At 74.3% G+C, this 21,898-nt stretch carries 15 protein-coding genes; 7 read left to right on the top strand and 8 right to left on the bottom strand.

What is annotated here, in order from left to right:
* Positions 1-78: 78 nt before the first annotated feature.
* Complete coding sequence (locus FHX73_RS06260) at positions 79-4,251, bottom strand: glycoside hydrolase family 84 protein (RefSeq protein WP_281292652.1); 4,173 nt, start codon at positions 4,249-4,251, stop codon at positions 79-81.
* A gap of 286 nt (positions 4,252-4,537) precedes the next feature.
* On the opposite strand from FHX73_RS06260, the gene malQ reads away from it, so the two are divergent.
* From malQ to FHX73_RS06245, 3 genes are all read left to right on the top strand, one after another.
* Positions 4,538-6,730, top strand: a complete 2,193-nt coding sequence (malQ, locus tag FHX73_RS06255; protein WP_145903977.1) for a 4-alpha-glucanotransferase — start codon at positions 4,538-4,540, stop codon at positions 6,728-6,730.
* Between the two features lie 39 nt (positions 6,731-6,769).
* Positions 6,770-6,994: a hypothetical protein gene (locus tag FHX73_RS06250; RefSeq protein ID WP_484140834.1), complete on the top strand. Its 225-nt coding sequence runs from the start codon at positions 6,770-6,772 to the stop codon at positions 6,992-6,994.
* Positions 6,995-7,067: 73 nt separating this feature from the next.
* On the top strand, positions 7,068-7,532 hold the full coding sequence (locus FHX73_RS06245; protein ID WP_145903973.1) for a GNAT family N-acetyltransferase: 465 nt from the start codon (positions 7,068-7,070) through the stop codon (positions 7,530-7,532).
* 7 nt (positions 7,533-7,539) lie between these two features.
* On the opposite strand, the gene FHX73_RS06240 is transcribed toward FHX73_RS06245, so the two are convergent.
* From FHX73_RS06240 to FHX73_RS06220, 5 genes are all read right to left on the bottom strand, one after another.
* Positions 7,540-8,265 (bottom strand): VIT1/CCC1 transporter family protein, encoded by a 726-nt coding sequence (locus FHX73_RS06240; RefSeq protein ID WP_246213377.1) that lies wholly within the window; start codon positions 8,263-8,265, stop codon positions 7,540-7,542.
* A gap of 107 nt (positions 8,266-8,372) precedes the next feature.
* Positions 8,373-9,344, bottom strand: coding sequence for a hypothetical protein (locus tag FHX73_RS06235; RefSeq protein ID WP_145903971.1), 972 nt, complete (start codon positions 9,342-9,344; stop codon positions 8,373-8,375).
* Between the two features lie 159 nt (positions 9,345-9,503).
* Positions 9,504-10,250 carry an FAD:protein FMN transferase gene (locus tag FHX73_RS06230; protein WP_246213376.1) on the bottom strand — a complete coding sequence of 249 codons (747 nt, stop codon included), beginning with the start codon at positions 10,248-10,250 and terminating at the stop codon, positions 9,504-9,506.
* The gene (locus tag FHX73_RS06225) at positions 10,250-10,732 is read right to left on the bottom strand and encodes an FMN-binding protein (RefSeq protein WP_145903969.1); all 483 of its coding nucleotides are present in this window, start codon (positions 10,730-10,732) and stop codon (positions 10,250-10,252) included. Before FHX73_RS06225 ends, FHX73_RS06230 begins: the two co-directional genes overlap by 1 nt.
* A gap of 22 nt (positions 10,733-10,754) precedes the next feature.
* Positions 10,755-12,140 (bottom strand): ferredoxin reductase family protein, encoded by a 1,386-nt coding sequence (locus FHX73_RS06220; RefSeq protein ID WP_342795285.1) that lies wholly within the window; start codon positions 12,138-12,140, stop codon positions 10,755-10,757.
* Between the two features lie 162 nt (positions 12,141-12,302).
* Here FHX73_RS06220 and FHX73_RS06215 point away from each other — a divergent pair, with 162 nt between their 5' ends.
* Both FHX73_RS06215 and FHX73_RS06210 read left to right on the top strand, forming a co-directional pair.
* Positions 12,303-13,016, top strand: a complete 714-nt coding sequence (locus tag FHX73_RS06215) for a response regulator transcription factor (RefSeq protein WP_246213375.1) — start codon at positions 12,303-12,305, stop codon at positions 13,014-13,016.
* A gap of 10 nt (positions 13,017-13,026) precedes the next feature.
* Positions 13,027-14,514, top strand: a complete 1,488-nt coding sequence (locus FHX73_RS06210; protein WP_246213374.1) for a sensor histidine kinase — start codon at positions 13,027-13,029, stop codon at positions 14,512-14,514.
* A 98-nt stretch (positions 14,515-14,612) separates the two neighbouring features.
* On the opposite strand, the gene pepN is transcribed toward FHX73_RS06210, so the two are convergent.
* Both pepN and FHX73_RS06200 read right to left on the bottom strand, forming a co-directional pair.
* The gene (gene pepN / locus FHX73_RS06205; protein ID WP_145903965.1) at positions 14,613-17,186 is read right to left on the bottom strand and encodes an aminopeptidase N; all 2,574 of its coding nucleotides are present in this window, start codon (positions 17,184-17,186) and stop codon (positions 14,613-14,615) included.
* A gap of 143 nt (positions 17,187-17,329) precedes the next feature.
* Entirely contained in the window at positions 17,330-19,027 is a 1,698-nt protein-coding gene (locus tag FHX73_RS06200) for an outer membrane protein assembly factor BamB family protein (RefSeq protein ID WP_145903963.1), read from the bottom strand.
* A gap of 292 nt (positions 19,028-19,319) precedes the next feature.
* Here FHX73_RS06200 and FHX73_RS06195 point away from each other — a divergent pair, with 292 nt between their 5' ends.
* Positions 19,320-20,516 carry an ROK family transcriptional regulator gene (locus FHX73_RS06195; protein ID WP_145908099.1) on the top strand — a complete coding sequence of 399 codons (1,197 nt, stop codon included), beginning with the start codon at positions 19,320-19,322 and terminating at the stop codon, positions 20,514-20,516.
* 200 nt (positions 20,517-20,716) lie between these two features.
* Positions 20,717-21,814, top strand: a complete 1,098-nt coding sequence (locus FHX73_RS06190; protein ID WP_170304860.1) for a sugar ABC transporter substrate-binding protein — start codon at positions 20,717-20,719, stop codon at positions 21,812-21,814.
* Positions 21,815-21,898: the final 84 nt, after the last annotated feature.

The following is a 21,898-nucleotide window of genomic DNA, read 5'->3' as shown; positions in this document are numbered from 1 at the left end:
GTTGCGGTACCCAGGTAGCCTCATGGGCCGGCGGCGCCCCCTCCAGGAGGGAGCGCCGCCGGCCCGCCGCGTTCCGGGCTACTGACCCGCCGCCGGGGCCGCGCCCGAGCGGCTCGGCGAGGGGGCCGCCGAGGGGGCGGGCACTCCACCCGTCGGGGCCGGGGCCGGACCGCTCGGCGCGGGCGCCGGCGACTGGCCCGGTCCGGCGGCCGGCGCGCTCGCGCTGGGCAGCGGGCCCGGTATCCCGCTCGGGGTGGGGGTGGGCACCGGCACGCCCACCGGCGGCACGCCCGGCGGGACGGGCACGGCCGGCGTCGGGTCGGTGGCCGCGTACAGCTCGATCCCGTACAGCGAGTACCCGTACTTGGTGGCCCGGCTGACGCCCTGCATCCGCAGGTAGACCGCGCCCGGCGCGTCGAACCGCACCGTCTCGGTGCCGCCGTGGCCGTTGGCCACCGTGGCCACCGTGGTCCAGGTCACCCCGTCGGTCGAGGTCTGCAGCTGGTAGGAGGCGGCGTAGGCGGCCTGCCAGTGCAGCACCGCCTCGCCGAGGTGGGTCGCCTGCGGCAGCTTCAGCTGCACCCAGGCGTTGTCCGCCGGCTGCGAGGACCAGCGGGTGGTCGGGTCGCCGTCGTTCACCGCCGAGGCCGGGAACTTGGGCGACTCGTCGCCGGAGGAGCTCGCGGTCGCGGTCGGCGCCAGGTCCGGCCCGCCGGTCGGCGGCACCACGTGCACCTGGAGCACCTGGTGCAGCGTCACCTGCCCGCTGACGTAGTCCACCGGCACCTGGTAGACCCCCGACGGGGTCCCGGCCGCCGCGCTCACCTGCACCGCGACCCCGGCCCGCCCGCCGCGCGGCACGCTCACCGGGGAGCCCGGCTGGCCCTGCGCGGGCGCGGGGGAGACGGCGATGCCGGCCACCCCGGCGGGCGCGGCGGCGCGCACCTCGCCGGTCGCGCCGTCGGGGCGCACCGCGTCCACCACCGCCTGGGTGGCGGCCGGTGCGGCGGCGCCCGCCACCACGTCCAGCTGAGGGTCGGTCAGCGAGAACCGGGCCACCGGGGTGTCCGCGTACCAGGGCACGATCTGGTTGACCACCGGCGCGTCGCCGCCCGGCTGCCAGGTCAGCCGCACCGCGCCGGTCGGCTGGCCGCCGGCCGGCAGCTCGTTGTAGCCCGGGTGCAGGGTGCCGAGCTGCGCCCAGCTGCCGTCGGGGCGGCGCAGTTCGACGGTCGCGGTGGCGTGCACGGTCGGGTCGGTCAGCACGGTCAGCCGGTCCAGCGGCCGCACCGAGCCCAGTTCCACGGTCATCGGGGCGTCCTGCGCGGTCGGCGCGGCGGCCGCCCGGTAGGCGGTGTCCGGGTCGCCGTCCAGCACCGAGCCGGCCGAGGAGCCGGGGGCCGGGGCCGGCCCGCCGGAGACCTCCGGCTTGCCGGCGTCCGGCGCGCTGACCTTGAAGTCGCGCACGGCGACGGCGGTCTGCTGGGTCTTGGTGGCGCGCAGCCGGATCGCCCGGACCACCGCGCCGGCCGGCAGCTGGGCGGTGACGGTCCGCTGCTGGTGCACGACGGCCAGCTGCTGCCAGCCGCCGGTGCCGGTGGAGTACTCCAGCACCCCGTCGTCCAGGATGTCGTCGGCGGCCGCGGCCTCGTCGCTGCCGGGCAGCGCGGCGCCGTCGGAGCCGCCCATCACCACGGTCACCGAGCCGACCGGTCGCCCGTCGCCCAGGTCCACGCCGATCGAGTCGCCGGGCTGCGGCGGGGCGGAGCTCCAGTAGAAGGTGTCCGGCGAGGCGTCGGTCATCAGCGTCGGGCCGTGGCCGTTGGCGCTGCCCATCGTGGTGGTCGGCGAGACGGCGCCCGCGCTCACCCCGGACCAGCTGTCGGCGGCCTGCAGCGCCCGGTCCAGGAACGGGCCGAGCACCCCGGCGCCGACCGTCACCGGGCCGGCCGCGGCCAGCTGGTCGCGCAGCTGGCGCAGCGTCACCCGGGCCTGCCAGGCGGCCGGGCCGTCGCCCTTGTGCTGGGCCAGCAGCATGTCCAGCGCGGTCTCGCCGGCCCGGCCGTAGGTGCTCAGCCGGTTCAGCCAGGGGCCGGTCTCGGCCAGCAGGGTGGAGCCGCCGATGCCGGCGCCGGCGCCGCTGTCGGTGCCGCGCAGCGCGTCGGGGGCGCCGGCCATGGTGGCGAAGGCGGCCCGCAGCGGGTCGGCGGCCTGCTGCAGCTTCGTCAGGTCGGGCGAGCCGCCGCTCGGTTGCAGGGCGGCCCAGAACGCGGCGATCAGCGGGGTCAGGTAGCCGGACTCGGTGCTGGACAGCGGCGAGGAGGTGCTGTTGCCGGCCAGCGCGCTGATCGCGGCCAGCGCCGGGCCGGCGTCGGCGGCCCCCTGCGGGGCGGCCTCGGCGGCCAGGTCGCGCAGGGCGTGCTGCCAGGAGGCGTCGGACTGGTAGCCGGTGGGGTTCCAGGCGTAGTCGGCGGCGGTGGCCAGGGCCGGCTCGGAGGCGGCGGCCTGGCGCATCCCGGCGGTCAGCAGCACCGCCGAGCGGGCCGCCACCTCCGGGTCGCGGCCGGTGTACGGGCCCAGGTAGAGCCGGTCCGGGGTGGAGTCGTTGACCGGGTAGTTGTCCATGGTGACCAGCGGGTGCCCGAAGAGCGCGCCGGTCTGGGTGGTCTGCGCGGCGGTGATGCTGCCCGGGATCACCCCGACCCCGCTCCAGGCCACCTGCACCGACTTGGGCAGCGCGGCGGCCAGCGCGGTCCGGTAGGGCGTGGCGCCCTGCTGGTGGAACTCGGTGGGCACCACCGAGAGCGCGGCCAGCTCCGGGTGCGCGTCGATCAGCCGGGTCTGCACGGCGGCGGCCAGCCGGGCCTGGGCCTTGGCGGCGGCGGCCGGGCCCTTGCCGAAGGTGCTCCGGTCGGCGGAGCAGTGCCACTCGTCGTAGCTGACGTCGTCGAACTGCAGTTGGAAGGCGCCGAAGCCGAGCTGGCGCAGCGCGTCCAGCTTGGCCACCAGGGCGTCGACGTCGCCGGCGGAGCTGAAGCAGAAGTTCTGGCTGGGCGCGACGGCGTAGCCGAGGGTCACGTGGTTGTCGGCGGCCCGATCGGCCAGCGCGCGCAGGTCGGCGAGCTGGTCGTCGGGGTAGGGGGTGCGCCACTGCTCCTGCCGGTACGGGTCGTCGCCGGGGGAGTAGAGGAAGAAGTTCTGCTTGGTGCGGCCGAGGAAGTCCAGCATGGCCAGGCGCTGTTCGCTGCTCCAGGGCGTGCCGTAGAAGGACTCCGCGGTGCCGCGCACGGGGGCGCCGCTCGGCCAGTCACGCACCGTCACGCCCGGGAAGCCGTAGCCGGCCGCGGCTTGCCCGGCCACCGCCTGCCCCGCCCCCGCGGGCACCGTCGAGAGCAGCTGGCGCAGGCTCTGCGCGGCGTAGAAGGCGCCGGTGGCGTCCACGCCGGAGAGCACCACGGCGCCGTAGCTGCCGCCGGCCACCGGCAGCTGACCGGTCGCCAGCACGTAGCCGCCGTCCGGGAGTCCGGCCGGGCTGTCGGCGCCGAGCGCCTGCAGCGGCTTGGCGGCGACCGGGTCGGGCCGGCCGCCCGGGCCGGGGGCGCCGACGTAGACCAGCAGCGCGCCGGGCGCGGGGGTCGGGTTCTCGGGGGTGACGATGCTGGTCGCGCCGGCCTCCAGGAGCACCTGGCGGACGGCGTCGAGCGCGGCCGCGTCCGGGTTCGCGCCGATCACCAGGGTGACCTCGGCGGGCACGGTGACCGGCTTGCCGCCGGCCCGCAACCGCTGCGGCCGGGGGTAGATCTGCGGGTCCGTCAGCGAACCCAGGGGGGTGCGGGCGCCGGGCGGCAACTGCTCGGCGCTGGCGGCGGGCGCGGGCGCGGCCACCGCGGCGGTCGGCACGGTGGCGACCAGCGAGCCGATCACGGCGGCGGCGGAGAGCGTGGCGGCCATCCGCAGCCCGGCCCGGCGCGGGGACAGGGCGGTGGCGCTGCCGGTGCCGCTGACGGTGGGTCCGGTCGGCTCCGGCGCGCCCAGGCGCTCGGCGCGCACCTCGTCGAGCAGCGGCTCGGTGCCCTTGAGGTCGGCGATCAGCCGGTCCGCGGCGCGCGGCGCGACCAGCCGGGCGGTGCGGGCGGTGGCCCTTCTGGTGACTTCGACGGCGGGATGGTGCAGGACCTCGCGCAGCGCGGGACTTGCTTCGAGCTGCTGCCGCAACCGCCTCCCGGCGGCTGCCGACACACGCGTCTGCACGGGGCCTCCTGACGGCCGGGGACAGTCGGCCGGATCGGGGGAGTGTGGTGAGGGGTTCGCGAGTCCTCCCGTGGGCCCCCCGCCGATCGGGGCGGACTCGCGGCCACAGCCCACCAGCTGGGCGCGTCACTGTCAACGTGACCTGCTGTGATGACCGTTTCATCCGACTTTGTCCGTGGGGGAGTTGTGTGCATTCGGCGGCGCGCCGCGGCGGGTGCGGACCGGGTGCCCCGGGTAGGAGTAGGAGCCCGACCCCGTCCATCCCGAGTCCCGGCAGGAGACCGCGTTGGCCGCATACCTCGACCGTTCCGACGAGCACCATGACGAAGCCTCAGGATCGGGCGGGGGTGGTGCCGATCCGGACTCACCGGACGCGCCGAGCCCCGGGCTCGCCGCCCTGGCGCACTGCCACGGCGTCGACACCGCCTACGACCCGGGCGACGGCGAACCGGTCCGGGTCGGCGCCGCCACCCTGATCGCCGTGCTCGCCGCCCTCGGGGTGGACGCGGGCACGCCCGGGGCCGTGGAGCGCTCGCTCGCCGAGCACCGGGCCGCCCGCGCCGCCCGGCTGCTGCCACCCTGCCTGGTGGTCCGGGCCGGCCGGCGCACCGCGCTGGACGTCGCGCCCGCCGCCCGGCTGACCGTGGAGCTGGAGGACGGCGGCGAGTGGCGGCTGACACCCGGCCGGTCCCACTGGCTCCCTGACGACCTGCCACTCGGCCGCCACCGGCTGCGCCTGGAACTCGCCGACCGCACCGAGACCGCCGCCCTGGTGGTCGCGCCCGAGCGGCTGGCCGCGCTGTCCGGGCGCGGCTGGGGCTTCCTGGCCCAGCTCTACTCGGTGCTCTCCGGGCGCTCCTGGGGCATGGGCGACCTCGGCGACCTGGCCGAACTCGCCCAGTGGTCCGGCGCCGCGCTCGGCGCCGACTTCGTCCAGCTCAACCCGCTGCACGCGGCGCTGCCCGGGACGCCCTCCGACCCCTCCCCGTACCGCCCCTCCACCCGGCGGTTCGCCGACCCGGTGCACCTGCGGATCGAGGCCGTGCCCGAGTTCGCCCTCGCCGCCCCCGCCGACCGGGCGGCACTGGACGAACTGGCCCGGCAGGCCGTCCGGCTGCGCGCCGAGGTGCTGGAGCACGACGGGCTGATCGACCGCGACGCGGTCTGGGCGCTCAAGCGCGAGGCCCTGGAACTGCTGCACGCCGTCCCGCGCGGCCCCGGCCGGGAGGCCGCCTACCGGGCCTTCGCCCGGCGCGAGGGCGACTGGCTGGAGCAGTACGCCACCTGGTGCGCGCTGGCCGAACGGCACGGCCCCGACTGGCCGCACTGGCCGGCCGGCCTGCGCCGCCCCGGCAACCCCCAGGTGGCCGCCGCCCGGGCCGAACTGACCGACCGGGTGGAGTTCCACCGCTGGCTCGCCTGGCAGCTCGACGAGCAGCTCGGCCGGGCCCAGCGGGCCGCCACCGACGCCGGGATGGCGATCGGCCTGGTCCAGGACCTGGCGGTCGGCGTGCACCCCGGCGGGGCCGACGCCTGGGTGCTGCAGGACCAGCTGGCCACCGGCATCTCGGTCGGCGCCCCGCCGGACGCCTTCAACGCGCACGGCCAGGACTGGGGCCTGCCGCCCTGGCGGCCCGACGCGCTGGCCGCCGCCGGCTACGCGCCGCTCGCCGAACTGCTGCGGGCCGCCGCCCGGCACGCCGGCGCGCTGCGGATCGACCACGTGATGGGGCTGTTCCGGCTCTGGTGGATCCCGCAGGGCCGGCCCGCCACCGAGGGCACCTACGTGCGCTACGACGCCGAGGCGATGCTCGGAGTGCTCGCCCTGGAGGCGCACCGGGCCGGCACCGCGGTGATCGGCGAGGACCTCGGCACCGTCGAACCCGGCGTGCGCGAGGAGCTGACGGCGCGCGGCGTGCTCGGCACCTCGGTGCTCTGGTTCGAACGCGACTGGACCGGGGCCGAGGGCGCCAAGGGCGCACCGCTCGCCCCCCGGCACTGGCGCACCGGCTGCCTCGCCACCCTGACCACCCATGACCTGCCGAGCACCGCCGCCCGGCTGAACGGCGAACAGGTGACCCTGCGTCACCAGCTGGGACTGCTGGCCCGCCCGCTGGCCGAGGAGCGCCGGGCGGCCGCCGAGGAGCTGGCCGACTGGCGGAGCGAACTGCACCGGCTGGGCCTGCTGCCAGCGGACGCCGAGCTGGACCAGGCCGCGCTCTACCGGTTCCTGCTCGCCACCCCCGCCCAACTGCTCGGCGTCTGGCTGCCCGACACGGTCGGCGACCCCCGCCCGCAGAACCTCCCCGGCACCTGGGACCAGTACCCCAACTGGCGCCTGCCGGTGGCCGACCCGGGCGGGCGCCCGGTCACCCTGGAACAGCTGGCCGCCGCCCCCGGCCCGCACGCCGTGGCCGGCCAGCTGACCGCCGCCCTGGCCGGACCCGGAAGGCCGACCCCGCCGCGCGCCCCCCGATAAGGGGCCGGTACCTTGGGAAACGTGGACAAGAGGAACGCTATGCGCGCCGGTGCGGTCTCCGCAGCGGCCACGCTGATGATGCTGATGTCGTCGCCGGCCTTCGCCCTGACCAGGGACGACGGCGACGACCCGGGCCCGGGCCTGTCCGTCGCGCAGACCATCGGCCTCTACGTGGTCATCCCGCTCGCGGCGTTCGCGATCATCGCCGGCCTGGTGATGCTCGGCACCCGCAAGAGCCACAACAAGGGCAAGCCCAACAGCTGAGCCTGTCGGCCGGCGCCCCCGCCCCCGGGAAAACCGGGAGCGGGGGCGCCGGCCGCTGTGCGAGCGTGGGCGGATGGCCACCCCGCTGATCCGTCCCGCCCGCCCCGCCGAGGCCGCCGGGCTCACCGAACTGGTGCTGCGCTCCAAGGCGCACTGGGGTTACGACCAGGCGTTCATGGACGCCTGCCGCGCCGAGCTCACCCTCGCCCCCGAGCAACTGACGGCCGACCGCGCGCTGGTCGCCGAGCGGGCGGACGGGGTGCCGGTGGGCTTCGCCCTGCTCGGCGGCAGCGCGCCCGAGGGCGAGTTGGACATGCTCTTCGTCGACCCGGCGGCGATCGGCACCGGCGTCGGCGGCCGGCTGTACCGCGCGCTGCTGGAGCTGGCCCGCGCCGAGGGCTTCGAACGGCTGTCGCTGGACGCCGACCCGTACGCCGTCGGGTTCTACGCGGCGATGGGCGCCCGGCCGGACGGCGAGAGCCCCTCGGCTTCGATCCCGGGACGGGTGCTGCCGCGGTTCGCGATCGAGCTGGGGTGAGCGGGCGTCAGACGCCGGCCGCGCCCAGCAGCGAGCCCGCCAGGTAGGTGACCGCCATCGCCAGCCCGCCGCCCGCCACGTTGCGCAGCACCGAGCGGCCCACCGGCGAACCGCCGAGCCGGGCCCCCGCCCAGCCGGTGAGCACCAGGGCGCAGAGCACCGCCACCACGGTGACCGGCACCCGCAGCGAGACCGGCGGCAGCACGATCGCCAGCAGCGGCAGCAGCGCGCCGACGGTGAAGGAGACGCAGCTGGCCCAGGCGGCGTGCCAGGGATTGACGATCTGTTCGGGATCGATGCCCAGCTCCACCCGGGCGTGCGCGGCCAGCGCGTCCCGCGCGGTGAGCTGCTCGGCCACCTCCCGGGCCAGGCCGGCCGCGATCCCGCGCTGCTCCAGGAGGCCGGTCAGCTCGGCCAACTCGTAGGCGGGCTCCTCGGCCAGCTCCCGCCGCTCCTGCGCCAGCGCGGCCTGCTCCGAGTCCCGCTGGGTGCTCACCGAGACGTACTCCCCGGAGGCCATCGACAGCGCCCCCGCCAGCAGCCCGGCCAACCCGGAGGCGAGCAACGCGGTGTGCGAGTCGGTCGCCCCGGCCACCCCGACCACCAGCCCGGCGGTGGAGACGATGCCGTCGTTCGCCCCGAGCACCCCGGCGCGCAGCCAGTTGAGGCGGGTGCTCAGTCCGGCGCCGTGCGCCTCCGGATGCCGCTGATCACCCGTCACCGTCTCGTCCACGGCTTCAGTTTCGGCGCACGGCGCGCCGGGGCGCCACCTGCCGCGCCGATCTGATGGTGGGTCGGCAGAGGTCTTCGTCGGGTCGGCCGGCGCACCGGCGCGGCGTGTCAGCCCGCTGCCAGGTCGCGGATCTCGGGGTTCGTGGCGGGGTGCGCCGAGTTCAGGACCCGGGTCAGCGACGGCAGGTTCCCGGCGGCGATCGTGTCGTCGTCCAGGACCAGGAACAGCAGGGTGTCGCCGTCCTGCCGGGCGAGGGTGCTGGTGCCGACCTGGGTGAGGCCGTGGTCCAGTGGTAGGCAGGCGGTCGAGGGGTCGGGGTTGGAGCGGGCCGCGCTCAGGGCCTCGGCGCTGACCGTGCGGCCTTCGGCGCAGAGGGAGTCCGCGTCACCTCCGGGCGGCAGCGGTTCGACGACGAGGGTGGCCGTCTGGCTGCCGTCCGGGGCGGGCAGCGGGACGGGCTGGTCGTACTCGATGCTGAGCCGGCCGTCCTTGTAGCTGATGAAGGAGGGGATGTTCCCGTCCCAGTCGACCAGGCGCAGCAGGGGGCGCGGCGGCGAACCCAGGGCCTGGTAGCTCGCCCGCGACTCCGCGTCGAGCCACGCGTGCCGGGCGCTTCCCCAGACTGCGGTGAGCAGCAGCAGGCCGATCGCACCCGCCGCCCGGACACGGGTCCGCGGCACCAGCAGCAGCGCGGCGGCGGGGAGCGCCAGCAGGCTCGCGCCGCACCACACGGCGGCCCAGCCGGGCGACTGGTCGGCGCGCCACACCGACGGCCCGTCGGGTACGACCCAGGGCGTCAGGCCGGCGAGACCGAGGAGCAGGCCGGTGACCGTGGAGCGCCGCCGGCGCCAGCCGAACCAGCGCCGTGACACGTCGTCAGCCAGCGCGTACCCGGCCAGCAGGGCGAGACCGAGCATCAGCAGGGCGATCGGGACGACCAGGAACCAGAAGAACGGCTCCGGCGCGAGCAAGTACGTCGCCGATCCGCCGATCATGAGCCCCGGCACGGTGACCGCAACGCTCAGCACCAGCGCGACCGTGGCCCAGGCCGCTGCCGGCCGCCGGTCCGTCGCCGCCACGATCCCGTCCCGTATCGAGGCCCATCGTCGCGCTGTTCGCTCGTGCACCGCGCCAAGTTAGCGGACGGAGGACCTGGACGGCGTCCGCCTTGAGCAGGAGGTGTCAGGAGGTGCCAGGAGGTGCCAGGAGGTGCAGCGGTTGCAGCCGTCGGACGGCGGTCAGCCCAGGTAGCGGCTGATCCCCGGGGTACCGAGGCGGCGGCCGTCCGGCAGGACGGCGAGGGCCTCGTGGTCCGGCAGCTTGGTCAGCCAGGTCAGGGCGCGGATCGGGCCCATGGCGTAGGCGGCGGTGGCGTAGGCGTCAGTGCGGGAGAGCTCCGGGCCGACCACGGTGACGGAGGACATGCCGGTGGCGGCCGGGCGGCGGGTGCGCGGGTCGAGGATGTGCTCGCCGCGTTCGGCGGTGCCGGAGGTGGCCACGGCGAAGTCGTGAGCGGCCGTCAGGACGGCGAGCACCCGGTCGGGCTGGTGCGGGTCCACCACGCCGACCCGCCAGGGCCGGCCCTCCTCGGACCGGCCGCGGGCCCGGACGTCGCCGCCGCCGGTGATGCTGTGGTCCGGGTGTCCGGCCTGGGCCAGCAGCGCCGAAGCACGTTCGACGGCCCAGCCCTTGACCCAGCCCGAGGGGTCGAGTTCGCCGCCCGCCCGCTCGCTGAAGTAGCCGTCGGTCTCCGCCGCCACCGCCCGGCAGGAGGTCAGCACCTCGCCCACCAGCGGGTCGCACTGCTCGACCGTCAGCTCGCCCCGCCCCAGCCGGCTGATCTCGCTCTCCGCGCGGTAGGTGGAGAACAGCGCGTCCAGCCGGTGCAGTTCGGCGATCGGCCCGGCCAGCACGGCGAGGTCGTCGGCGCCCCGCACCGCGAAGGACACCACCGTGCCCATCACCGGCTCGGCGTGCCGCAGCATCAGTGCACGCCTGCTTGGTCCAGCGCGCTCTGCAGCGACCGGGTGTAGCCGTCCGTCGTGTACGTGGCGCCGGAGACGGAGTCGATGTTGGCGTTGCCCGCCGTGATCGCCTCCTGGTTGAGCTGCGGTATCGCGAAGGTGTTGATCTCCACGTCCCGGTTGCTCTCGGTCGGGTACTGCAGCACGTCGACCTTGGTGAGCTTGCCGCCGGTCACGGTGATCCGCACCTGCACCGGGCCGTAGCGGGTGTCGATCGCGCTGCCGGTGACCGTCTTGGTGTCCGAGCCGCCCGCGGACGACGGGGACGACGGGGACGACGCGGAGGGCGATCCCGACGAGGCGTCACCCACCGGCGCCGCCGAGCCGGTGTCGGAGGAGATCACCGGCTCGGCCTGCGGCGTGACGGTGCCGTGCGGCTTCAGCGAGAGCAGCAGGACGATGCCGGCCGCGGTGGCCGCACTGGTGATGATCATTCGGCGCATCAGCCGAGACTCCTTCAGGGATTCAGAAGACGAAGGACTCGTGGTGGATCCGGTGCTTGGCCACGCCGGCCTCGCACAGTTCGCGGATCAGCTGCTCGGTCAGCTCGGTCGGACCGCAGAGGAAGACCTCGTGGCCGCGCAGCCCGGGGACCAGCCGGCTCAGCGCGGCCGCCGTGAAGGGGTCGCCGACCTCCCGCCGGGAGCCCACCAGCAGGTGCAGCTTGGCCCGGCGCCGGGCGGCGACCCGCTCCAGCTCGTCCCGGAAGAGTACGTCCTCCTCGCGGCGGACCCGGTAGAGCAGGGTCAGCTCGCCCTGGCCGGCCGGCAGGGTCTCGAAGAGGGTGCGGATCGGCGTGATCCCCACGCCCGCCGCGATCAGCAGCACCCGGCGGCCCTTGGCCACCCGGCGGCGCGCGGTGAACGCCCCGTACGGCCCCTCGGCGCGCACCCGCACCCCGGGCCGCAGCGCGGCCACCGCCGAGCTGTGCCCGCCCAGGTCCTTCACGGTGAACCGGAGGAACTTCGGGTGCGGCGGCGCCGAGAGCGAGTACGGGTTGGACGCCCAGCGCAGCCCCGGGGCCAGGAACTGAAGCCGGAAGAACTGGCCGGACTCGCAGCGCAGCTCGTCCAGCCGCTGCCCGGTGAGGAAGATCGAGACCACCCCGTCCGCCTCCGGCCGCACCTCGGCGATCCGCAGCCGGTGCCGCCGGTCACTCAGGAACGGCGCGGCCAGCCGGAACCAGAACAGCAGCCCGAAGGAGCCCAGGTAGAGCGTCCACCAGCCGAGCAGCCCGGGGCCCTCGACCAGGTCGGCGCCGTTCGCCAGCTGGTGCCCGAAGGCCAGGGCGATCGCCAGGTAGGTGGCCAGGTGCAGGTAGTACCAGGCCTCGTAGCTGAGCCGGCGGCGGGCCGCCCGGGCGGAGACCGCGCCGGTGCCCAGCATCAGCACGGTGCCCAGGGTGGCCTTGATCATGTCGGGGTAGTGGAAGACCAGCTCCCAGGTCTGCGAGACGACGTCCTGGTGCGCCGTCAACGAGTAGCCCCAGATCACCGTCAGCACGTGCAGGACGACCAGGCCCACCACGTAGCGTCCGCCGATCGCGTGCCAGCGGGCCAGCCGGTCGGCGCCGACCCAGCGCTCCAGCACCGGGATCCGGGCCATCAGGACCAGCAGCACCGGGGCGCCGTAGCCGGCCAGCAGGCCGGCTATCCGGGAGCCGTTGGTCAACCACTCGTCCGCGCCGCGCACCATCGAGGTGTCCCGCCACCAGACCGCCAGCACCGCCAGCGCGCCGATCGCGATCAGCGCCGGCACCACGACGGCGGGGGCCGCGGCGGCGGCCAGCTCGTCGGTCGGTGCCGGGGTGGGTGCCGCACGCCGGCCGCGATGCTGGGTGACTGTGCTCACGTTCCCTCGCCTTCTTGCCCTCGACGACCGCAACGTTGCCAGCAGGAGCTCTCAGTTCGCTCTGAATCCATCCGAACGGATCGTAGTTTCCGCAGCTCAGAGGGGGTGCGGCGGAAAGAGGATCTCAGCGCTTTCTCATCCGAACCGGACAGAATGGCCGCCATGACCCGCCGCATCCTCGTCGTGGACGACGAGCCCGATCTGGTCGAGGTGCTCTGCGGGGCCCTCCGGTACGAGGGCTGGCAGGCGCTCGGCGCCGCCACCGGCACCGAGGCGGTCGAGGCCGCCCGCAGCTGGGGGCCCGACGCCGTGGTGCTCGACATGATGCTGCCCGACCTGGACGGCCTGGCCGTGCTGGAACGGATCCACGCGCACCAGCCCGAGGTGCGGGTGCTCTTCCTCACCGCGCGGGACGCGGTGGAGGACCGGATCGCCGGCATCGCGGCCGGCGGCGACGACTACGTGACCAAGCCGTTCAGCCTGGCCGAGGTGGTGGTCCGGCTGCGCGGGCTGCTGCGCCGGGTCGATCCCCCGGCCGCCGGTTGGGGGGACCCGCACGCCGCCGTCCTGCCGCCCGACGCCCTGGTGCTCGGGGACCTGGTGCTGGTCGAGTCCGCCCGCGAGGTGACCCGGGGAGGGCAGCCGGTCGAGCTCAGCCCGACCGAGTACGCGCTGCTGCACTACCTGCTGCGCCACCCGCGCCAGGTGCTCAGCAAGGCGCAGATCCTGGACGCCGTCTGGTCCTACGACTTCGGCGGGCAGGCGCACGTGGTCGAGCTCTACATCAGCTACCTGCGCAAGAAGATCGACGCCGGCCGGAGCCCGATGATCCACACCGTCCGGGGTGCCGGCTACCTGCTCAAGGCGGCGCAGTGAGGTCGGCGCAGTGAGGCTGCGCCGGGGCGGCCGACAGCGCCCGCTGCGACGGCGCCCGCTGCGACAGCGCTCGCTGCGGGTGCGGCTGCTGGCCGGCCTGCTGGCGCTGCTGCTGGTGATCTTCGCCGGCGTCGGCGTGGTGGTCACCACCGTGCTGCGCACCTACCTCATGGACCGGCTGGACCAGCAACTCGCCGACACCGGCGGCCGGTACGCGGCCAGCCTGGAGCACCCGGAGGGCGGGCGCGGCGACACCCGGGCGCAGGCCCCCGGCACCTTCGGCGCCCGGCTGCTGGACGGCCGGGTCACCAATGCCGGGGTGGTGGACGGCGACGCCGACGACGCGGCGGTGGCCGCCGGCACCGAGACCGCCGACACCGACGACCGGGTCGCCCTCTCCGGGCACGACCAGCAACTGCTGGCCGCCCTGCGGGTGGGCGGGCCGGCCCGCTCGGTGCGGGTCGCCGACCTCGGCGAGTACCGGGTCCGCGCGGTGGCCGGCGCCGACGGCGACGTGCTGGTCACCGGGCTGCCGCTGGCCCAGGCGGAGGCCACCGAGCGCCAGGTGATGCTGCTGGAGCTGACCGTCTTCGCGGTCGCCGTGGCGGTGGCCGGCGGCGCCGGACTGATCTGGCTGCGGCTCGCGCTGCGCCCGCTGGACCGGATCGCCGCCACCGCCACCCGGGTCAGCGCGCTGCCGCTGGCCCGCGGCGAGGTGGTGCTGACCGAGCGGGTGCCGGCCGCCGACGCCGACCCGGACACCGAGACCGGACGGGTCGGGCTGGCCCTCAACCGGATGCTCGGGCACGTCGAGGACGCGCTCGACCAGCGGCACCAAGTGGCGGACCGGCTGCGCTCGTTCGCCGCCGACGCGGGCCACGAGCTGCGCACGCCGGTGGCCACCGTGCGCGGGCACGCCGAACTGGCGCTGCGTCACCCGGAGCCGATGGCCGAGCCGGTGCGGCACGCGCTGGAGCGGATCGAGGCCGAGTCGCGGCGGATGGGCACCATCGTGGACGACCTGCTGCTGCTCGCCCGGCTGGACGCGGGGCGCCCACTGGCCAGCGCCGAGGTGGACCTCACCCGGTTGGCGCTGGACGGTGCGGCGGACGCCCGGGCGGCGGCGCCGGGCCACCACTGGCGGCTGGAACTGCCCGCCGAGCCGGTCCTGGTGACGGGTGACGAGGACCGGCTGCGCCAGGTGGTGGCCAACCTGCTGGGCAACGCGCACCGGCACACCCCGCCCGGCACCACGGTGACGGTGCGGGTGACCGCCGGCCGGCTCTCGGTCTGCGACGACGGCCCGGGCATCCCCGAGGAGCTGCGGCCGCACCTGTTCGAGCGGTTCGCCCGCGGCGACCAGTCGCGGGCCCGCTCCACGGGCGGCACCGGCCTCGGGCTGGCGATCGCGCACGCCATCGCCGCCGCGCACGGCGGCACCCTCACGCTGCGCCCGAGCCCGCCGCCCGGCACGGTCTTCGACCTGACGCTTCCTTGAGAGCTGACGCTCCCTTGGGACGGCCCCGGACGCGCAACGGCTCCCGGGCGGCAGCACGCCACCCGGGAGCCGTTGATCAGCCGTCAGCCGTCGGACCGTCAGCCGGCCGCGGCGTCGACGGCCTGGGCGCGCAGCGCGCGCTCGATGCCGGCGCGCGACTCGATGACCAGGCGGGCCAGCGCCGGGGCCGGGTCGGCGGCGGCGAGCCAGGCGTCGGTCGCGTCCAGGGTGGCCTGGCTGACCTGGTAGACCGGGTACAGGCCGACGATGATCTGCTGGGCGATCTCGTGGCTGCGGGACTCCCACACGGCCTTCAGCGAGTCGAAGTACTTCGCCGTGTACGGGGCCAGCAGCTCGCGCTGGTCGCCGACCTGGAAGCCGCCGATCACCGCGTCCTGCACGTAGTTGGTCAGCGTGTCGGAGTCCACCACGCTGGCCCAGGCCTCGGCCTTGGCCTCGGCGGTCGGGCGGGCGGCGCGGCAGGAGGCGGCCCGCTCCTGGCCGGTCGCGGTGTTGTCGCGGGCCAGCTCGGCGTCGATCGCGGCGTCGCCGGCGCGGCCGGTGGCGACCAGCCGGACCAGCAGGTCCCAGCGCAGGTCGGTGTCCACGGCCAGCCCGGCCAGCTCGGCGGTGCCCGCCAGCAGGCCCTCCAGCAGCGCCAGCTGCTCCGGCGAACGGGCCACCGCGGCCAGCGCCTTGGCCCAGGCGAGCTGGTGGTCGCCGCCCGGGGCGGCCGCGCGCAGGTTCTCCTCGGCGACGGCGGCCCAGCGGGCCAGGCCCTGCTCGCGCCAGGCCGGGTCGGCGTACAGGTTGAGCGCGCTGCGGACCTGGTTCTGCACCGACTGCACCACGCCGATGTCGCTCTCCTTCGGCAGACCGGCGACGGCCAGCTCCAGGTAGTCGCGGGTGGCCAGCTCGCCGTCCCGGGTCATGTCCCAGGCGCCGGCCCAGACCAGCGCGCGCGGCAGCGAGTCGGCGAAGTCGCCCAGGTGCGCGGTGACCGCGGCGAGCGAGTCGGCGTCCAGGCGCAGCTTGGCGTAGGACAGGTCGTCGTCGTTGAGCAGCACCACGGTGGGCCGGGGGCGGCCGACCAGCTCGGGCACCTCGGTGAGCTCGCCGTCCACGTCGAGCTCGACCCGGTGGGTGCGGACCAGCTGGCCGTCGACCAGGTCGTAGCAGCCGACGGCGATCCGGTGCGGGCGCAGCGCGGCCACGCCCTTGGCGCCGGCGGGCAGTTCGGGGGCCTCCTGGCGGACCGCGAAGGCGGTGATCAGGCCGTCGGCGTCGGTGCTGAGCTCGGGGCGCAGCACGTTGATGCCGGCGGTCTCCAGCCAGGCGCCGGACCAGGCCTTGAGGTCGCGCCCGCTGGTCTCTTCGAGCGCGCTGAGCAGGTCGGCCAGGGTGGTGTTGCCCCAGGCGTGCCGCTTGAAGTAGGCCTGCAGGCCCTTGAAGAAGGCGTCCTGGCCGACGTACGCCACCAGCTGCTTGAGCACCGAGGCGCCCTTGGCGTAGGTGATGCCGTCGAAGTTGACCATGACGTCTTCGAGGTCGTTGATCTCGGCCATGATCGGGTGGGTGGAGGGCAGTTGGTCCTGCCGGTAGGCCCAGGTCTTCATCTGGTTGGCGAAGGTGGTCCAGCCGTTCGGCCAGCGGGTGCCCGCGGGCTCGACCAGGGCGACCATCTCCGCGTAGGTGGCGAACGACTCGTTCAGCCAGAGGTCGTTCCACCACTCCATGGTGACCAGGTTGCCGAACCACATGTGGGCCAGCTCGTGCAGGATCGTGGTGGCCCGGGCCTCGTAGGAGGTGTCGGTGACCTTGGAGCGGAAGACGTACTGGTCGCGAAGGGTGACCGCGCCCGCGTTCTCCATCGCGCCGGCGTTGAACTCCGGCACGAAGAGCTGGTCGTACTTCTCGAACGGGTACGGGGTGTCGAACTTCTCCTGGAAGTACCGGAAGCCCTGCTTGGTGACGTCGAAGATCGCCTCGGCGTCCAGGTACTCCCGCAGCGACGGACGGCAGTAGATGCCCAGCGGCACGACCTGGTCGCCGTCGGTGTAGCTGTCGAAGACGCCGCTGTACGGGCCGGCGATGACCGCGGTGATGTAGCTGGAGATCCGCCCGGTCGGGGCGAACCGCCAGGTCTGCACCTCGCCGTCGCCGACCGGCTCGGGGGTCGGCGAGTTGGAGACCACGACCCAGCCGCGCGGCGCGAGCACGGTGAAGGCGAAGGCGGCCTTCAGGTCCGGCTGCTCGAACGAGGCGAACACCCGGCGGGCGTCCGGCACCTCGAACTGGCTGTACAGGTAGGTCTCGCCGTCGACCGGGTCGACGAAGCGGTGCAGGCCCTCACCGGTGTTGGTGTAGGCGCAGTCGGCGACCACCCGCAGCTCGTTCTCCGCGGCCAGGTCGGTGAGCGCGATCCGGCTGTCGGCGAAGGCGGCGGGGTCGATCTGGCGGCCGTTCAGCACGATCTCGTGCACGGCCGGGGCGACCAGGTCGATGAAGGTGGCGGCGCCGGGCTCGGTGGCGGTGAACCGGACCGTGGTGGTGGACCGGAAGGTCGCCGTGTCGCGGGCAGAGCTCAGGTCGAGCTCGATGTCGTACGCGTTCACGTGGAGGAGCGCGGCCCGGCTGCGGGCCTCCTCACGGGTCAAGTTGGTGCCAGGCACTCGCAGGACTCCTTTGTCAGGCTTCTTGGCCGCATCCTCCCATGTCATGCACGACGGGCCGGAGTGGATTCCCACTCCGGCCCGTCCGGCACCGTGTCACCCGGTCGGCGCCGGTGCGTGGTTCGCGGTTCGCGGTCGCCGCGTCACTTCCGGTTGAACATCTGCACGGTGTTCTCGATCGGCAGGCCCTGGACGGCGAGCACGCTCTTGGTGTCGTTCGACATCAGCACCTCGGTGTCCGAGAAGCTCATGAAGCCCAGGTCCTTCTTGTTGAAGCTGGCGATCGGGGTGAAGCTGCCGTCGGTGGTGGACAGGTTGCCGAGCCGGGCGCCCTTGTCGTAGCCGTCGATGGCGATCACCGCGGGGCTGCTGACCGAGGACTTGTCGACCAGTCGCAGGCCCTGGGCGGCGCCGCCGTCCGAGGTCCACAGCGCCTTGCCGGTGCCCAGGTCGAGGGCCTCGACGGCCGGCTTGCTGTTCTGCTCGACCTGCACGTACAGGGTGTTGCCGATCACCACGTCCTTCGCCTCGGCGGCGGAGGCGCTGGACAGCTGGAGCTTGTCCTGGCCGGTCACCTTGAGCGGGATCTTGTTGCCGGCGTTGCCGCTGTTGTCGATCTGCAGCAGGTAGTCCGAGTCGCTGTCCGAACTGACCTGCACCACCAGCGGCTTGACCGAGACGATCTGGCTGATCCGGTCGTTCTCGGTGCTCAGGGTGATCGAGGCGGTGGACTTGCCGGTGTCGGCGTTCAGCACCTGCATCACCTGGGTGGGGCTGGAGTCGGCGCAGAAGTCGCTGACCACCACCAGGCCGCCGGCCGCGTCGGCGCTGTCGTTGCAGAACTGGCCGCGCGGCTGGTAGCTCCACAGCTGGTGGCCGTCGGTGATGCTGAAGCCGGCCAGCAGCGAACCGCTGGCCGCGGCGATCGAGGTGTCGGTGACGGTGACCTGGGTGTCGAAGCTCTTGCTCTGCCCCTGCGGCTGGCCGACCTTGAAGATCAGCTTGCCGGTGGTGGCGTCGACCGCGCCGACGGCGGAGCAGTCGTCGTCGCCCAGGTTGAAGCTGACGGCGCCGATGTTGTTGCTGTTGGCGTCCCGGGACATGCTGCAGAACGCCTTGGTGCCGCTCGGCGAGGGCAGCGTCCAGGCCACCTGGCCGTCGCTCTGGTTGTAGGCGGTGAGCGCCTCGGCGTCGCCGCGGATCACCAGCTTGCCGGTGGTCCACACGCCCAGCAGGCGGTGGTCGGCGCCGCCGTCGGTCGGCTTGGGCGCCGTCCAGGTGGCGTTCAGCGCGTTGGCGACGGGGGCGTTGGTGGTGGTGCCGGGGCCGCCGGCGGTGCCCGAGGTGCTGCCGGCCGTGCTGCCGGGGTTGTGGTTCGGCTGGAAGAGCACGATCAGGCCGATCACGATGCCGATCGCCAGGACGCTGCCGGCGATCGCGCCGAAGACCATCACGGGGTTGCGCTGCTTGACCGGGGGCTGCGTCGGCGGGCCGGGGTAGTAGTTCGGCTGGGGCTGCTGCTGCGGCGGCTGGGGGTAGGCGTAGTTGGGGCCGGGGGCGGGCTGGCCGTAGCCGGCCTGCGGGGCGCCGTAGCCGGACTGCGGCGGCGCGGGCTGGGCCGGGCCGGGCTGCGGGTAGCCGTAGCCGGCCGCGGCCTGCGGGTCGTACGGGCCGACCGGTGCGCCGGGTGCCGGGGTGTCCGCGCCCCCTCCCGCCTGCGCGGGGAAGGCCGTCGCGGTCGGCTGGTAGTTGATGTCCGCGCCGCCGGCCGGCGGCTGGGCCGGCGGCGGAACCGACGCCCCGTCGAGTTGGGTCCGCTGGTCCGGCTGATCCCCTGCCATGTGATTCCCCGTCATCGTCCGTGTGGAGTGCGCCCCCCGACCCGGGTGCCGTGTGGCGTCGGCGGCGGGTGGGGTGGCTGAGAACAAGGGACATCGTAGAGGTGGAGCCGACCGGGCCGGTCGAAGGGTTCACGGGCCGCCCGGGGCCGGGGCGAGCGCGGGCGGGGGCCCGCTCGGCATAGAGTTCACAAGTTGAAGGTGAACTTCTGGTAGACGCGAGCTCCGCCGCAACGGCGCGGCGCGGGGCGGGGACGGTCGGGTTCCCGCGCCCTGAGGAGGGTAATTCATGTCCATGGACACGCCGGGTTCGCAGTCTTCGCTGCACCGCGCAAACCTGGAGCGCGTGCTGCGCGCGGTGCGGATGGCCGGGTCGCTGACCCAGGCCGAGATCGCCCGCAGCACCGGCCTGTCGGCCGCCACGGTCTCCAACATCGTGCGCGAGCTCAAGGAGGGCGGCACCGTGGTGGTGGCCGACACCTCCTCGGGCGGCCGGCGGGCCCGCAGCGTCTCGCTCAGCGGGGACGCCGGCATCGTGGTCGGCATCGACTTCGGCCACTCCCACCTGCGGGTGGCGGTCGGCAACCTGGCGCACCGGGTGCTCGCCGAGGAGAGCGAGCCGATGAACGTGGACGTCTCCGCCGAGCAGGGCTTCGCGCGGGCCGAGGCGCTGGTCGAACGGCTGCTGGCGCAGGCCGGGTTCCGGCCGGACAAGGTGATCGGGGTGGGCCTCGGGGTGCCCGGGCCGATCGACGTGGAGACCGGGGCGCTCGGCTCCACCGCGATCCTGCCGGGCTGGACCGGGATCGCCCCGGGCCGGGAGCTGTCGACCCGGCTCGGCATGCCGGTGCACGTGGACAACGACGCCAACCTGGGCGCGCTCGGCGAGCTGGTCTGGGGCGCCGGGCGCGGGCTGACCGACCTGGCGTACATCAAGGTGGCCAGCGGCGTGGGCTCCGGACTGGTCATCAACGGGCAGATCTACCGCGGGCCGGGCGGCACCGCGGGCGAGATCGGGCACATCACGCTGGACGAGTCCGGGCCGGTCTGCCGCTGCGGCAACCGGGGCTGCCTGGAGACCTTCGTCGGGGCCGAGTACCTGCTCAACCTCTTGAACGCGAGCCACCAGCGAGAGTTGACGCTCTCCGAGGTGGTCCGGTTGGCCCAGCAGGGCGACCTGGGCTGCCGACGGGTGCTGGCGGACGCCGGTCGGCAGATCGGGACCGGCGTGGCGACCCTGTGCAACCTGCTGAACCCCCGTCGGGTGATCCTCGGCGGTGACCTCGCCGACGCCGGTGAGCTGGTGCTTTCCCCGATCCGCGACTCCGTGGCGCGGTACGCGATCCCGTCGGCGGCCCGTCAGCTCTCGGTCGTGCCGGGCACCCTGGGCGGCCGCGCCGAGGTGCTGGGGGCGCTGGCGCTGGTGATGAGCGAGATGGGCGAAACCGGCGCAATCGGACACGTCACGCCCACTGCCGGTACCCGCTCCTGACGTTCCGTCGTCCCTCACAAGGGGGACGAAACGGTGCAGGATCGGACACTTTGGTCTCAGCTTAGCCTTCAGGAAGGTAACGAAAAGATTTGGATCCAGGGAGCCTTGGGTTCACATGTTGACGGCATAGTGGGGAGGGGGGTTGACTCCTTCCCACCTCGCCGCGACGTTGCGGCTCTGTCAGGGAGGCTCCCCCCACCATGAACGCAATGATGCGTCGCGTTGTCATCGGCACCGCCGCTGTCTCGATGGCTCTCACCATGGCTGCCTGTGGCAAGGCCGGTGGCAGCAGCAGCTCCTCCAACGCGGGGTCGAGCGGCAGCAAGACCATCGGTCTGCTCCTCCCGGAGAACTCCTCGTCGGTGCGTTACGAGTCCTTCGACAAGCCGCTGTTCGAGGCGAAGGTCAAGGCGCTCTGCTCCGACTGCAGCGTCACCTACAACAACGCCAACGGCGACGCCTCCACCCAGAAGCAGCAGTTCGACACCCTGGTCTCGCAGGGCGTCAAGGTGATCGTGCTGGACGCCGTCAACGCCAAGGGCACCGCCAGCTGGGTCCAGGAGGCGAACGCCAAGGGCATCAAGGTCGTCGCCTACGACCGCCTGGCCGACGGCCCGGTCTCCGCCTACGTCTCCTTCGACAACGAGAAGGTCGGCGAGCTGCAGGGCCAGGCGCTGGTGGACGCGCTGGGCGCGAACGCCAAGTCGGCCAACGTGGTCATGATCAACGGTGACGACAACGACCCGAACGCGGGTCAGTTCAAGGCCGGCGCCCACAAGGTGCTGGACAGCGCCGTCGGCAAGATCGTCTACGAGCAGTCCGGCGAGTGGAAGCCCACTGTGGCCAGCCAGAAGATCGGCGCCGCGATCACCGCGCTCGGCAAGAACGGCTTCCAGGCCGTCTACTCCGCCAACGACGGCATGGCCGCCGCCATCATCACCGCCCTCAAGGCCCAGGGCATCAACGTCCCGGTCGGCGGCCAGGACGCGGCCTCCGACGCGATCCAGCGGATCCTCACCGGCGACCAGGCCTACAGCATCTACAAGGCCTACAAGCCGGAGGCCGAGGGCGCGGCCGAGATCGCCGTCGACCTGACCAAGGGCCTGGACGTCACCAGCGTGGCCACCGCCTCGACCAGCAGCAACGGTGCCAACATCCCGTCGCTGCTGCTCACCCCGGTCGTGGTGACCAAGGCCAACATCAAGGACACGGTCATCGCCGACGGCCTCTACAAGTACTCGGACATCTGCACCGCGCAGTACGCCGACGCCTGCAAGGCCGCCGGGATCACCCAGTAACCGACGCCCCTTCACCGGGCGGGCCGCCGGCCGGACCTGAGCAGTGGTCCGGCCGGCGCCCCCCGTCCGCACTCCGGCGTACCG

Origin of the sequence: Kitasatospora viridis (genome assembly GCF_007829815.1) — a bacterium.
GTDB lineage: Bacteria > Actinomycetota > Actinomycetes > Streptomycetales > Streptomycetaceae > Kitasatospora > Kitasatospora viridis.
This window is presented reverse-complemented; position numbering and strand designations above follow the sequence as displayed.

Bases quoted from the DNA above. Each gene is read 5' to 3' on its own strand.
- FHX73_RS06250 (WP_484140834.1), top strand. From the start codon at position 6,770: ATGCGCGCCGGTGCGGTCTCCGCAGCGGCCACGCTGATGATGCTGATG.
- FHX73_RS06245 (WP_145903973.1), top strand. From the start codon at position 7,068: ATGGCCACCCCGCTGATCCGTCCCGCCCGCCCCGCCGAGGCCGCCGGG.
- FHX73_RS06230 (WP_246213376.1), bottom strand. From the start codon at position 10,250: ATGCTGCGGCACGCCGAGCCGGTGATGGGCACGGTGGTGTCCTTCGCG.
- FHX73_RS06225 (WP_145903969.1), bottom strand. From the start codon at position 10,732: ATGCGCCGAATGATCATCACCAGTGCGGCCACCGCGGCCGGCATCGTC.
- FHX73_RS06215 (WP_246213375.1), top strand. From the start codon at position 12,303: ATGACCCGCCGCATCCTCGTCGTGGACGACGAGCCCGATCTGGTCGAG.
- FHX73_RS06200 (WP_145903963.1), bottom strand. From the start codon at position 19,027: ATGGCAGGGGATCAGCCGGACCAGCGGACCCAACTCGACGGGGCGTCG.
- FHX73_RS06195 (WP_145908099.1), top strand. From the start codon at position 19,320: ATGGACACGCCGGGTTCGCAGTCTTCGCTGCACCGCGCAAACCTGGAG.
- FHX73_RS06190 (WP_170304860.1), top strand. From the start codon at position 20,717: ATGAACGCAATGATGCGTCGCGTTGTCATCGGCACCGCCGCTGTCTCG.